Consider the following 13884-nt stretch of genomic DNA (forward strand, 5'->3'; position numbering starts at 1 on the left):
CGTGATCCAATGCGAAGGACTTGTCAAAATTTTTAAATCCAGCGATGTGGAAGTCGTTGCCCTTCAAGGTCTCAATCTGACTGTCAATCAAGGTGAAATGATGGCTATCATCGGTAACAGTGGTAGTGGTAAATCCACATTGCTCAACATTCTGGGTGGACTTGATCGTCCAACAGCTGGTACAGCCGTTGTCGGGGATTGGGATTTGCTGAAAATGACAGATGCCCAATTGGTGGAGTACAAACGTCATACCGTAGGGTTCATTTGGCAAAATAACGGCCGTAACCTGCTGCCATACCTCACAGCACTGGAAAACGTGGAAACGCCCATGATTTTGGGAGGCAAGCGCGATCGCGCCTATGCCATGCAGCTGCTGGAGTGGGTTGGACTGAAGGATCGGATGCACAACAAGCTGCATCAATTATCCGGTGGGGAGCAGCAGCGGGTAGCGATTGCCATCTCACTATCTAATCGCCCCAAGCTGCTGCTTGCCGATGAGCCGACAGGTTCGGTGGATTCAGAGACATGTGATACCATCATGGGCATTTTTCGCAAAATGAACAAGGAACTCGGGGTCACGATTGTGATTGTTACTCATGATCTAACCCTTGCTGGTAAGGTGGACCGGATCGTGGCGATTCGGGACGGCTTGACCAGCACCGAGTTTGTGAAACGTAATCCGAATCTGGATGACGAACATGGCTTATCGGAGGCAGGAGCCCCGGATATTCATGAAGCTTTTGTCATTATCGACCGGGCGGGACGACTTCAGGTGCCCAAGGAGTATCTGGAGGCGCTGTCCATTGATAATCGTGCCACATTGGAATTTGACGGTGAACGTATTGTCATTACACCGCCAAGATAATTTTAGAGGGGGAATTGGGAGATGAAGAACAGGTTTTGGGGAAAACGAGTGCTGGCCGTGTTGGCTACAGCTAGTCTGGCATTGCCGCTGCTTGCGGGTTGTACAGCGAGTGAGTCCAAGGATAACGAGCAGCGTGTATTGCGTGTAGCGACGTTATGGGGTGGCCAGGATGACAGCTATTTCCGTCAGCAGTTTACCGATGCTTTTGAATTGACACATCCAAATATAACGATTGAAGTTGTACCTGCGGTAGATCAGGGCAGCATGTATGGCTATGGTAACCAGGAAGAGCAGAAGGACATTCCGGATACGATGGAAAGCTTGAAGAAGATTATGACAGGGGATAACCCGGTAGATGTCATCGTGGCGGATACGGCGACAGTCAAGTCGTTGATTCAGGAAAACATGGTGAAACAACTGGACCCACTGATGCAGGAAGACAAGTTTGATACTACGGATATTGTGCCAAGTGTTCTCGAAGGAATTAAGGATTTGGGAGATCAGAGCATCTACGCTTTGACGCCAACGTTCTCCTCTTCCGCTTTGTTCTATAACAAGGGTATGTTTGAGAAAGCAGGCGTGGAGCCTCCAACGGATAATATGACTTGGGATGATATTTTCAACCTGGGTACACGCCTTACCAAAGGTGAAGGAAAAGACCATGTATTTGGTTTCTCTTTCAGTACCTATCAAGGCGGTTCTCCATACTATACGATGTCCCAGTATTATAACTCTTTGCAGCTGAAAATTTTTGATGACAAAGCGGAAAAAATGACTGTAGATTCTCCTCAATGGGAGAAAGTATGGAGCACGATAAGCAAGCTCGCCTTAGATAAAGTCATCCCTAAAGGAGACGAACCGCAGGATAGTCAGGATGAGAGTGGACGTTATAATCCGCTTCAGGGTGATCTGTTCCTGAGTGGCAAAACAGCCATGGTGATTGGAGATTACAGCTACATTAATCAGTTGATTGATGCCAATAAAAATGCAGATAAAATGAAAGACTTTACGAAGGTAGACTGGGATGTTGTTACACCTCCAGTTCATCCGGAGGCTCCTGAAATCGGAGGCAACATTTATCTGAGCAATCTTATGGCCATTAATAGTTCAGCTCAGAACCCTGATGATGCATGGGAATTGATTAAGTATATGAACAGTGAAGACTGGGCGAAAATCAAAGCACGCAGCAGTTATGAGATGGTTTCACGGAAGAGCTTTATTAAACCGAAGGATGGCTTGGATTACAATATCCAGGCGTTCTATACACTGAAACCTATACCTCCGACCAATACGAACTTGGATAAAATGTATCAAAAAATGCCGAACCTGTGGCAAGTAAGTGACAAGGGTATGGAATACTTCAATCAAGTTCTTGCGAACAAAAAAACACCAAAAGAAGCGCTTGGTGAATGGGCAGCCAAAGGGAACGAGATGCTGGAGAAATTGAAAAAGAACCCTAAAGCCACATTTCAATAAAAGTTAGATGATCTTGTAAAAAAATCATAGATGCAGCCGCTGGAGATTTATATCTTCGGCGGCTATTTTTATGGAATTGGGGTATTCTACAAAAGCAGGGATAAATGATGACTTCAAGAAAGGACGAGTGGAATGCACTGGGTATATTTCAGCAAATTGTATACAACCAAATTTCAGGCAGGGTGTCTTGCAAAACGGATGGAGCAGGATGGGTGGATTTACGGTCATAACGAGCCAGCTGAAGTGGAAGTATATCGTTCAAAAAAAGGGCGGTATGGCGTACGCTTCATTCCCTAACATTACCCCTTGACATGTGGGGCAGGTATGGTGTATATTAATTAAGTCGCTGTTTTAATATTTCTTACTGACGCGGGGTGGAGCAGCCCGGTAGCTCGTCGGGCTCATAACCCGAAGGCCGCAGGTTCAAATCCTGCCCCCGCAATTTAGTTTTACTGGATGATTCACAGCCATCATCTGAACGTTATACATTTTTGTTCAGGGCCCTTAGCTCAGTTGGTTAGAGCGGTCGGCTCATAACCGATTGGTCACAGGTTCGAGTCCTGTAGGGCCCATTCTCTCGAAACCCTTGCGTAGCAAGGGTTTTTTTCTATTGTTATAAACTCAAAACTGATATTAACTGAGCCTTGGAATAAAGCCTGCAAAAGTTCGATGGTGATGAGCATCATCATTCTTTGCTGCTTCATCAAGGCTTTTTTGTTGTATTTCCCCTTCAACAAAGAATCCGTACTACTTTAAATGATAGGGGCGTACAAATAGTGTAGTTAATCTGTGGTTCAAAGAGGAGGGATAGTTCGATTGCCAAACTCTACAGGGTTGATCTACAATTCGCCAACAGGTGGAAGTGTGGCTACTCAGATTCTTGTGACTTGTTTAAATGATTCTCTTAATATTCCTGTAAATATAGAGATAGAAGTGTTTAAATGGGACACTACTCAAAATGCCAGAATTCCAATTGGGCACGATTTATTTCAAGTAGGCCCCCAGGCATCTCGGACCTTGATTTATGCTCTAAACGATGCAGCATTTTATGAAGTCCAAGCAGATTTCTTTAGTGCTACAAGTACGATTATTCATGCATATGGTATTGATTCTACAGGTAATGTTATTCAACGTGTTTTACAGTCAGAAATGATATTAATTGACCGGTTTACGAATATTCCTTAATCTTTGGAATGGAGGTGAGGTACTTGCCCGTTGTAAATATCACAGGAGCACTCGGTGGAAACCAATTTGAACCCTCAATTGCTTCCAACGAGCTACTTCCGAATATCATGTGTGCGGTTGCTGTTGACACAAGTACAGGACCTACACTTATCGGCGTTTATCGTTCTACTGACAGTGGACAGACATGGTCAACGACAACTATGCAGCAGCCTGCCGGGTATGCAGGCGCTGAAGCACCAACCATTGATTACACATTTCCGAGTACGTTTATAGTGACAGTTCACATATTTAACGGTGATAATGACGGTACAATCATCAGTTACACATCCCTGGATGATGGAGTGACCTGGACTCCTCCCGTGTTTGTGAACAAGGGATATGGCCTTATCGTTCATAATGATGAGCCGTTTATAGCAGTGGATCGAACACCTGGAAGCCCTTATCGGGGGAATGCATACGTGGGGTATACCCCTCTTGCTACATTGGCTTCGTCCACATTTTTGCAAAGGTCATTAGATCAGGGGACAACGTGGGAGATTCCGAGCCGAATTTCAAGCCCAAGAGGTTTCCATGACAGAAGTTCTATAGCTATAGGTTTTACTGGTGAGGTATATGCAGGATATATTACTACAGGGCCGGATAGTCCGTACGCACTGCTTCGCATCTCCTACGATGGAGGGGCTACGTTCCAGCCGCCGATTGAACGACAATCCACATGGATTGCTTCTGTTGTCCCTGCCCCATCTCCTTTACCTGTCACGAATTATGCTTTTCGCGTGCAGACGAACCTGAGCTTGGGAGCTGACATATCCAATGGAACCTATAGTGGTAAAGTCTATGCAACCTGGAATGATGCGCGGAATGGATACACCGACATTTTCCTATGCAGCTCACCGGATGGGCTTCTATGGTCAGATCCTGTAAGCATTACTGGAGCTCCCGTTGGTTCGCAAAATTTCTTTCCCTCCATTACTGTATCGCCATTCACAGGAACTGTAAGGGTTATTTATTATTCCAATCAGATTGACGGATTTCTTTTAGATGTGTTTGTTGCTGAATCGTTTAACGGAGGAGCTACCTTTGCGAATCGCCGACTCACAACGACTTCGTTTAACCCCAACGGCAATTCACCGCAGCCTACAGTATTAATTGGTGATTATATCACCGCTACAACGTATGCTCCCGATAATTTGGCTGCAGTTTGGATGGCAACCACTCCGCCCACTGGAAAATTGGACGTTTACTTTGGAAGTTGATTAGATTACTTTAAAGTGATGAGGGAATTACTTAATAATTCACTGTGAGAAAGCTCTGTTAGCATAATGCTAGCAGAGCTTTTTTATGGCAGGCGAATGCTAACGAAATTGCAAACAAAGCTGATAAAATAAATATATGGTATTATTGTTAAAATATATGTTATAAAGGTGGTGACAATTTAAAGTTATGAATGGTGCTAGTGCTGTGGGTTTTGTAGGAATTTTAACTATATTTATTTTCATTGGTTTGGTAGGTCTGATTTTATATGCTGTGTTTTCAATGGCAATAAAAAGATCTGGTTTAAGGGAGGAAATCTCAGGTTTGAAGCAAGAGATTCGATTATTAAAAGAGAGATTGGAGAAAAACGAACATAACTTTGATTAAGAAATTCTGGAGGCACTGCCTTAGCAATACGGGCAGTGTCTTTTTGATATGCCCTTTTTTCTTAATATCAGTGTCTGTCCATGCCATATCTCAAATCTCACATATACTATCATATCCCCGACAGAAGGAGGTAGATTTCATGAGTCAATTTCTTGATGCAAGAACATCGCAGAATGCGAGTTTGGCGAACTCCATTGCTATCCCGATCCTTGTAATCAATACTCCTCAACTGTTTGGTCAGATTGGTCTGCAAACAGCTGGTGCTGGTGCAAACCCACGGGTACAATTCAAAGGAACTGTATCAGTGCAGCTTCCATTAGCCCTCGTAGGTGTAACGATAACAATTGTCAGAGGAACCTTAGCAACGGATCCTGTCATCTATTCTGCAACGTCTACGTTCAGCTTGAGCATTCTGGCTCCTCAGGTCATTACGTTCTCTGCGGATGATTTCAATCCACCAATAACACCTCAGTTGACGTACACTGCATTTATCAGCTCTAACTTGCTGGGTACGATCCGTGTAGGCCCTGAGAACTTTGATGGAGCGGTATATTCGGACTAACGTTGAGCGCCCTTGCCAACAGTTCGTTATAGATGGAGCATAAATGTATTAACGAGCATTGCCTGCCTTGAGAAAGGTAGGTTTTTTCTATTTTACAGGAGTGTGGTTTAGCAATTAATTGGATCAGTCATCGTTTATGATATAATGCGTTAGAGATTAAGGGAACGGTCTATGAGAACATGGAATAGAAAGTCCGAAATGTCGATGAAATTATGAATGGAAAGCAGGTTTTCAACCAATGATGCAAAACGAAGGACAACGATTCCGCTTCAGTGAAGCTCCGGTATGGGACTGGCAGCGGGCATATTATGAACAGAAAGGGCTGCACGCTTGGACCGAGAATCAGGTTCCGCAATATATTACGAGTAACCCCATGATTGCAATGGCGTATGCCGAGATGATTTTTGGTTTTCTTCAAGATCTCGCCAGCAAAGGAAAGACGGCCGAGACAGTGACCATTCTGGAACTTGGAGCGGGCGTAGGCCGCTTGGCGCACCAAATTCTGTTCAAACTGACAGAGTTGAAAGATTTTGCAGGCGTGCAGCTGCCAGCTTTTCGATATGTAATGACCGATCTGGTCGAAGATAATGTATTGGGCTGGAGAGAGCATCCGTCCATGCAATCCTTTATTGACCAAGGAATACTGGATTTCGCACGTTTTGACGCGATACAGGACACCGAGTTGAATCTGGTAGTGGCGGATACAGTTATTCGACCGGGCGATCTGAAGCAACCTTTGCTGTTGATTGCCAATTACTTTTTTGACAGCATTCCACAGGAATTAATTTATGTCGGTGAGGGGGAGATATATGAGTGTGACATACTCCTCCAATCTCCAGAATCTGCTCTTCATTCGGAGCCTGCCGAGTTGCTGAAAAACATGATACTGAGTTATGAATACCGCCGTGCACCTGAGTACAGTGCAGAAGACTATCCGTATCAAGGGCTTATCGCTCTGTACAAGGAAGAGTTGGAGGATTCGCACATTATGTTCCCGGCAATCGGTCTGTCCTGTCTCGAACGATTGAATAGGTTATCAGATTCAGGATATGTGTTAATTACTGCGGACAAAGGTGACCATCGACTGGACAACTGGAAGTTTGCCGAGCCTCCTGAATTCGTACTTCATGGAAGTTTTTCTTTAACGGCAAATTATCATGCCATTCAATATGTATTGGAACAGCAAGGAGCCCACACTCGTTTCACAACACATCATTATAAAGATCTGAACGTTGGATGTATGTTGATGGTGGACGAACCATTGGGGTACATAAACACTCGACTGGCGTATCACCGATTTGTTGAACGTTTTGGACCCGATGATTTCTTTAGTATGAAAGAATGGATGGATCATCAGGTAGAGCGGATGGAACTGAAGCAGATTATACCATTCTGGCGTCTGGGCGGATATGATGCTGAGTTTTTGATTCATAGTGCCAACCGGATTTCGAACCTTCTACCGGATGCAAGCGATGAGGAAATGCTTGATATTCAGTCTGGAATCCACATCATGTGGTCTTCATATTATGTAATGGAGCGGCTAGGAGATGTGGCGTTTCTTGTAGGTCAGCTGTTATATGGGATGTATATGTATGAGGACGCCAAGCGATTTCTGGAGCTGTCGTTAGGTACTGATTCGAGAAAACAGAACTCAGCTGTGCTGTACGACTTGGCTGTGTGTTGTTATGAACTTGAACTGGAAGAAGAAACACTGGCTTACACACGGAAAGTACTGGCTTTGGAACCTGATCATGAGGAAGCAATAGATTTGTTGAAAAGCTTCGAGTGTCTATAAAGATTGAAACTTACTTCTTTTCATCGTATTATTAGGATGATCACACAAAAATTTCCTGTATACGGAAGAGGAGATGAGTGCATGAAGAAGGTTCTGACCATTTTGCTGTATCCACTTGCGGCGGTTGTGGGAGCGTTGGGCGCAAATTCAGCTGCGACTGGTGATATGGTACTTTTTGCCAAAGATATAGCCACAGATCGAGGTTATGACGGGCAGGAGATTTATGATAGAATTGAACACAGAAATTCCTAACTACATATCATTTAAACTGTAAAAGTAATTGTTAGACGTAACGATATGCCAAAGACAATTACTCTTGAAGCGAAGTGCGGTGAGCAGGAATCCTGCCTGTACAACCTTTAAGCCGGTTTCATACCTGATACAGGTATGAACCGGCTTTTATTCATGAATGGGGGATAAACGTTGAAGATTATTATTGGACAACCCAGGTTGGAACAACAATTGCTGCAGCTGGAAGCGGAATTGAAACAACATCCAGAAGCGGATGTGTTGTTCTTTCCTGAAGGCTATCTGAATCAGAACGTGGAAGAGGCTAGCCGTCTGGCGGCTGTATATGGAACGATGATTGTATCAGGTCATCGCAGGTTGGATGAACGTCCCAAGGACCGTGCGATCATTATTAACAAGGCTGGGGAGACTGTATTGGAGAAAGCGAAGTATACCGCTGCTGAGGTAATTAAGGAACAGGACTGGACCATAAGCACATTGTTATGTGACGAACTGGTACTGCAAGGATTTCGCAACGAGAATATTGGTAGAGTGGATTTGATTATGCATTCCATTGGTGTGGGGATGTTCAGTGAAGAGCAGTATACAGAGTGGGTTGAAGAAGCGCGGCAGATGGCGATACAAAATCAATGCATTGTTATGGGGACCAGCCATGCGGACGGTTCATATCGTAACAGTGAAATTTCAATTCCAATCGCTTATTGTATTGCCCCGGATGGTCAAGTGGTTTTGGCGTCCAGAAACGATACACGTACTCGTTTGATTGTCCTGGAGCAGCAAAATACAGCAGACTTCTATCGTGAAGTATCAGGAAATGATGTGAACATCAACATCCAAGTCATTCCTTCGGCATAATTCAACTAACAGAATACACAATGATTGGGCCGGTTAGCTTGCCGTATAGCCCGGTCATTCATGTTAGAATCGACATATGTTATGGCATACCTTGAAATTCAAAGGAGGCCAATCAAATGAGTGAAGTTGGATACGGTTGTGGCGGCAATGTTGGTGGATTTGGCGGATGGACTTCCACAAGCGCAATTCTCGTACTCTTCATCCTGCTCGTAATCATCACTAAATCTTTCTGGCTGTAAGCCGCTGTAGAACAAGGTGAGACCCTGGTTGCGTGTATGCTCCGCTGAGACTTCAGCGGGGCTTTTCTGCGTTTCTATGAAAAAAATGATATGATGAAAGAGATTTGACAACCGAAAACAATGTGCTTAAAATCACATAAGAGACTAATAATAGAGATTGAAGGGATAGCAATGCCGTTTATTCGTTTTAAAGGATTCACAGGACCTCAGCTGGAGGAAGTTGTACCTCGCATCACGGAGCAATTTGCGTTGATTACCAATATCCCGCGGGAGAGAATGAAGGCAGAGCGTCATGACGTACAAGCCCTTACTCCTTCTCCGGCTTCAGTAGAGATCTTGATGTTCCAACGTGATCAGGAGATTCATAATCGTATCGCTTCCTCAATGCAGGTTATTTTGGAAGAAGCGGATTTGCCTGATGTGCATATTTTCTTCAATATACTGTCACCCGCCCTGTATTATAAACAAGGCAAGCCGTTGACAGATTACCGATTGGATTGAGAATAAAATGGCTGCACCGATGATGTTCGGATGCAGCAGAGACGAGCAGATATGTGCTCGTCTTTTTTTGATTCAATCATTTTGCTCTTTAACTCGATTTAACCGGAAAGAGCATAGGGAGGATACGATGAATAAGGCACCGCCAATCAAATATACTAGCCGAATCCCCATTTGATCAGCAATCAGACCGAAGATTACCGTAGATATGCTCATGGAAGCTGAGAGAATAATTCCATGGGCTGCGTTTACTTTGGACAGTGATTCGATGGGCACACGGGTCTGAAAAGCCGTCTGCTGAGCAATATCGCGGATCTGATAAGCAGGACCCATAAGCATACATAATACCAGAGCAAGCCAAGGAAGGCTGTTTAAACCGTATGCGATGGTCAGTAAGCTGAAGAGAAGAGAACCTATGGCCATACTGGAGATCAAGTGCTTCTGTATGCGAGTGGCCAAGGCGATGGCCAGAATTCCCCCAAGAATGGTGCCGGCAGAATAGCTGGAGTTGATAAGTCCCCACCAACCTTCCTCTTGGCCCAAAGCTTCTTTCACAAAAGCAAGCGTGATAGCACCGATCCAGATGGAGCCAGCAAGACCTTCAACCAGGTCCATGAACGTTATCAGGCGCAACGATCGATTTTTCCAAAGGATAAGCCAACCTTCCCTTAATACATCCCATCTGGAAGTGGATTTCTCGACTTTTTCCTGCATATCGCGGGTAAGTGAACTGATCGTAATCATTAGAAGCAGGACAGCCCAGGATAAGCTTGTAGCCGCCCAGAATGTTTGTGAAGCCCCCCAGTGCATAACGATGAATCCTGTCATCGCATATCCAATGATCGTCACGGTCTGAGTAGAGAATGAGAGAAAACTATTCGCCTTCACCAGATCTTCTCCTTGAACCAATCGTGGAGTTAATGTGTTTATTAATGGAGATTCCCATCCGTCCAGGAACGAGAGGATCGCTATTCCCACAAGCAGAAGAGGAATGTGAGCAGTGAGATCGGTAAATGCGATGGCGATTCCGGTTATCATCAATGTTTTGGCTAAAGGAATGCTAATAATCAGCCTGGAGAATGCGAAACGGTTCACAAGCAGTGGTGCAGTGAACCCTGCGACGATACGAGCTGACATTTGAATGAATGGAAACATCGCAGCGTAAAGGACAGACCCGGTCTGACCGTAAATAAACGTCGTGATAACCATGATATATATAACATTAATGAGAGAAAGCAGCGTTTTGGCAGCCCAATATGGATAAAATGCGATGTTCATGCTAAGGTGTCCTTTCCACAACGATAATTATATATTACGGGTATCGTTGCAAACGCACCACAAACAAAGTTGTCATTTTCCCGTCATTGAAGCAGCAAAAAAGCAGCTGTCCCAAGGGATAGCTGCCGTTCTGGTTTCTATAATTCAAGCCACAACGAGCGTAAAAGCGATAAGCAGCATCAACAGACTGGTCATTCTGGTCATCGCCATATACGGTCTGCTGGGCTCAGCCTCTCCCCGAGAAATCCAGCCATAACGCAAGTACCAGCCAAATTTCGGGAAGCACAAATTAATGATACAAAGTGTCATGAATATAAAAAAGAGGGTTCTCATACCCGATCTTCCTTCCTCATTTTACATGACCCGCTCAAAATTAACGCTTACGTCTGGAGAAGAAGAAAACAAGCAAAATAATAATAATAACGATTAATAAAAATTTCATGAGTGACCCTCCTGATGAGATGATAAGTTTTGTGAATGTATTATTCAGATATTACCCAAGGAACACATGGCTTGAATAACTATGTTACAATTAATTATATTGTTTTTATATAATCACATACCATCGGGTTATCGATAGCTGCATTAGGAGCATGAACTCAACACAACAAAGTTTGGTGAGATGAAGGAGGAAGCATGACTAAATACAATCAACTCGCTATACAATGGGAATTTATAATTTCTAAGATTAAATCTTCCGTGACCGTAGTCGATGCTACCTTGCCTGATTTTCCGCTAATGTATGTAAATGAATATTTTAGTGAATTAACCGGATATAGTGCGGAAGAGTCGATTGGACAGAATTGCCGGTTCCTGCAAGGGCCGGATACGGATCCGGAAACCGTACAGAAAATTCGCGAAGCATTGAAGAAGCGTCAGTCGATCAAGACAGAGATTCTAAACTATACGAAGCATGGACAGAAATTCTGGAATGAACTGAATATTGATCCGATTTTCGATGATTCAGGGGAATGTTTGTTTTTTGTAGGGATTCAATACGATATTTCGGAGCGAAAATATGCTGAGCAGCAGTTACGTATGGCAGCTTCGCTGACAGAAATGAACAGTAGGGGACAGCTGGAGTTCATTGGGAAGCTGAACCATGAACTTCGCACGCCGCTGAACGGGATTATGGGCATGATCGAACTTGTGGGCATGGGTGACAACAGTGAGGAGCAAAAAGAGTACCTGGAGCTTGCGCGTCAGTCAGGGGAGGCTCTTCTGAACATTGTCAACAATAGTCTTGATATGGCCAAGCTGGGCAGAGGGAAAATGAGAGTGGAGCAAATCGAATTTCAGCCGTTGAAGCTGATTCAACAGATTATTAAAACGCATGAACCTGCGGCGCAGAATAAACAAATTCGCTTGCTCTGTCATGCGGATCTGACTACTCCTGATGTACTCACAGGTGATCCTCTGCGTCTCCGACAAGTGCTGGATAACCTGCTCAGCAACGCCATTAAATTCACGGAACAAGGTGAAGTGCAATTACAGATGGACGTTGAGGAGCGGCGAGGGGATACCGTTATTCTGGTATTCACTGTACATGACACCGGCATTGGCATTCCAGATAATAAAATCAATCAATTGTTTGAAGCATTCACGCAGACAGACATCTCTCATGCACGCAAATTTGGCGGCAGCGGACTTGGACTCACCATCTGCAAAGAGTTGCTCGAATTGATGGATGGTCAAATTTCGGTGGAGAGTACCGAGGGGAAAGGTACGAAGTTTGAGGTAACCTTGCCTTTACTTCGACAACAGGCGATTCCTAACGTGGGGTAGTCTATGCAGAACGAACAGCCGGGAAGTGTCGGCTGTTTTTTTATGTTTTTTTATATTGTTTAGCGAACTGGCGTTCTGGTATAATGCAAGTGTTGAATGGGGGAGAAACAGCATGAGTAAAAGACGCAGAAGTAAAAGGAGCAAGGGCAAGCAACGATTTAAAAAGCAGATATTGACGCTGGTGGCCATGTTAATGGTAGCTCTCTATGCATGGGTTGGGGGAGAATGGTCTCTGGACATACCGTCCCAATTTGGGGGAAGCAAGGGGAGCGTAGATCATACCATCACATTCCCGGCCGAGCGCTATCCCGAAACGGCCAATCATATCAAGAAGGCCATCAAGGCAGGACATTCGGATGTATGCACCATTGATCGCAGTGGAGCTGAAGGTAATCGGGATTTGTCCCTCAAAGGTGTTCCGGTCAAAAAGGGGAAAGATCGGGATGAATGGCCAATGGCGATGTGTGCGGAAGGCGGAGCGGGTGCGGATATCCAATATATTAGTCCCAAAGATAATCGTGGTGCAGGCTCATGGGTGGGAAACCAGCTAAGTACATATCCGGATGGAACACGAGTAAAGTTTGTGGTGAAATAACGACGGACTATGAATGAGAAAGTAATTGATGGAGAAATGCCTTGGCTTTGAAAAAGTGTGGTGTAAAGTAAAAGGCAAAAATAAAACCAGACGTCGATTGAACTGCACCCCATTTGTTAGACACGACTAACAATGGAGGTGCAGTTTTTTTGCCTAAATTCAGTTTAGATGAGAAATTGAAAGCCATTCATAGATATCAGAATGGTACTGAAGGAGTCAAAAGTATTGCAAAATCATTACGGATAAATCATGAAACTTTACGTATGTGGATTAGGCAATACGAATATCACGGCGTCAAAGCTTTTGAAAAGAGCTATACAGCTTACACTAAGACATTTAAACTAGACGTACTCACCTATATAAACGAGAATGGGACGTCTCCAAATGAAGCTGCGGTCATTTTCAATATACCCTCTCCTAGGATTATTAGAAAATGGCGTATTCAATTCAATGAGGATGGAATGGACGGCCTGAAATCAAAGAAAAAGGGGCGTCCACTCATGAAAAATACGAACAAAAATATAACGAAGAAGCTAGAACCTGGCGATGAATCAGTTGAAGCTCTACAAGCTGAATTAGAACGTTTGCGTATGGAAAACGCCTATTTAAAAAAGTTGAATGCCTTAGTTCAAAACAAGGGAAAATCACCAAACAAGACAAAGCGCAAGTAGTCTATGAATTAAGGCTTGAATTCCCGGTGGTTGCATTGCTAGCGTTCGCTGAAGTCCCACATAGCACCTTCTATTACTGGGTGAAACAGTTTGACAAGCCCGATCTAGACGCAGACCTGAAACTCCTTATTCAATCCATTTACGAGGAACATCAGGGGCGTTATGGCTATCGTCGTATCCGTGATGAACT

At 44.2% G+C, this 13884-nt stretch carries 16 protein-coding genes, 2 tRNA genes and 1 pseudogene; 17 read left to right on the forward strand and 2 right to left on the reverse strand.

All coding sequences use genetic code 11. From position 1 onward, the window contains the following. Window position 1 precedes the first annotated feature (1 nt). The 14 genes from BLV50_RS22040 (at window position 2) to BLV50_RS22095 (ending at window position 9368) form a co-directional block, all read left to right on the forward strand. A complete protein-coding gene (locus BLV50_RS22040) occupies window positions 2–865 on the forward strand; it encodes an ABC transporter ATP-binding protein (protein WP_063567873.1) in 864 nt (287 codons plus the stop codon). Between the two features lie 21 nt (window positions 866–886). Then, window positions 887–2341, forward strand: coding sequence for an ABC transporter substrate-binding protein (locus tag BLV50_RS22045; RefSeq protein WP_063567874.1), 1455 nt, complete (start codon window positions 887–889; stop codon window positions 2339–2341). A gap of 156 nt (window positions 2342–2497) precedes the next feature. After that, on the forward strand, window positions 2498–2638 hold the full coding sequence (locus BLV50_RS32870) for a hypothetical protein (protein WP_179132216.1): 141 nt from the start codon (window positions 2498–2500) through the stop codon (window positions 2636–2638). Window positions 2639–2709: 71 nt separating this feature from the next. Beyond that, window positions 2710–2783 (forward strand) — tRNA-Met (locus tag BLV50_RS22050). A 56-nt stretch (window positions 2784–2839) separates the two neighbouring features. Continuing rightward, window positions 2840–2913, forward strand: a tRNA-Ile gene (locus BLV50_RS22055). A gap of 244 nt (window positions 2914–3157) precedes the next feature. Next, window positions 3158–3526 carry a hypothetical protein gene (locus BLV50_RS22060; protein WP_090809970.1) on the forward strand — a complete coding sequence of 123 codons (369 nt, stop codon included), beginning with the start codon at window positions 3158–3160 and terminating at the stop codon, window positions 3524–3526. Between the two features lie 23 nt (window positions 3527–3549). Continuing rightward, the gene (locus BLV50_RS22065) at window positions 3550–4782 is read left to right on the forward strand and encodes a beta propeller repeat protein (protein WP_090809972.1); all 1233 of its coding nucleotides are present in this window, start codon (window positions 3550–3552) and stop codon (window positions 4780–4782) included. Window positions 4783–4969: 187 nt separating this feature from the next. Next, a complete protein-coding gene (locus tag BLV50_RS22070; protein ID WP_063567877.1) occupies window positions 4970–5167 on the forward strand; it encodes a hypothetical protein in 198 nt (65 codons plus the stop codon). Window positions 5168–5306: 139 nt separating this feature from the next. Next, on the forward strand, window positions 5307–5729 hold the full coding sequence (locus tag BLV50_RS22075) for a hypothetical protein (protein ID WP_063567878.1): 423 nt from the start codon (window positions 5307–5309) through the stop codon (window positions 5727–5729). Between the two features lie 238 nt (window positions 5730–5967). Next, window positions 5968–7524, forward strand: a complete 1557-nt coding sequence (locus tag BLV50_RS22080; protein WP_090809974.1) for a hypothetical protein — start codon at window positions 5968–5970, stop codon at window positions 7522–7524. An 81-nt stretch (window positions 7525–7605) separates the two neighbouring features. Then, complete coding sequence (locus BLV50_RS32875) at window positions 7606–7776, forward strand: hypothetical protein (RefSeq protein ID WP_157258415.1); 171 nt, start codon at window positions 7606–7608, stop codon at window positions 7774–7776. Window positions 7777–7947: 171 nt separating this feature from the next. Further along, on the forward strand, window positions 7948–8628 hold the full coding sequence (locus tag BLV50_RS22085) for a hypothetical protein (RefSeq protein ID WP_176854624.1): 681 nt from the start codon (window positions 7948–7950) through the stop codon (window positions 8626–8628). A gap of 116 nt (window positions 8629–8744) precedes the next feature. Then, window positions 8745–8867, forward strand: coding sequence for a sporulation protein YjcZ (locus BLV50_RS22090; RefSeq protein WP_079696179.1), 123 nt, complete (start codon window positions 8745–8747; stop codon window positions 8865–8867). Window positions 8868–9038: 171 nt separating this feature from the next. Further along, window positions 9039–9368, forward strand: coding sequence for a DUF1904 family protein (locus BLV50_RS22095; protein WP_063567881.1), 330 nt, complete (start codon window positions 9039–9041; stop codon window positions 9366–9368). 72 nt (window positions 9369–9440) lie between these two features. Here BLV50_RS22095 and BLV50_RS22100 read toward each other — a convergent pair whose 3' ends face one another. Next, on the reverse strand, window positions 9441–10643 hold the full coding sequence (locus tag BLV50_RS22100) for an MFS transporter (protein ID WP_090809976.1): 1203 nt from the start codon (window positions 10641–10643) through the stop codon (window positions 9441–9443). A 144-nt stretch (window positions 10644–10787) separates the two neighbouring features. Beyond that, window positions 10788–10976: a DUF6199 family natural product biosynthesis protein gene (locus BLV50_RS22105; RefSeq protein ID WP_053784205.1), complete on the reverse strand. Its 189-nt coding sequence runs from the start codon at window positions 10974–10976 to the stop codon at window positions 10788–10790. 303 nt (window positions 10977–11279) lie between these two features. Here BLV50_RS22105 and BLV50_RS22110 point away from each other — a divergent pair, with 303 nt between their 5' ends. From BLV50_RS22110 to BLV50_RS22120, 3 genes and pseudogenes are all read left to right on the forward strand, one after another. Next, on the forward strand, window positions 11280–12428 hold the full coding sequence (locus BLV50_RS22110) for a sensor histidine kinase (RefSeq protein WP_063567883.1): 1149 nt from the start codon (window positions 11280–11282) through the stop codon (window positions 12426–12428). A 112-nt stretch (window positions 12429–12540) separates the two neighbouring features. Then, entirely contained in the window at window positions 12541–13023 is a 483-nt protein-coding gene (locus BLV50_RS22115) for a NucA/NucB deoxyribonuclease domain-containing protein (protein WP_079696176.1), read from the forward strand. A gap of 149 nt (window positions 13024–13172) precedes the next feature. Continuing rightward, window positions 13173–13884: pseudogene (locus BLV50_RS22120) on the forward strand (helix-turn-helix domain-containing protein); the annotation flags it as partial.

The organism is Paenibacillus sp. 276b (assembly GCF_900107875.1).
Classification (GTDB): Bacteria; Bacillota; Bacilli; order Paenibacillales; family Paenibacillaceae; genus Paenibacillus; species Paenibacillus marchantiae.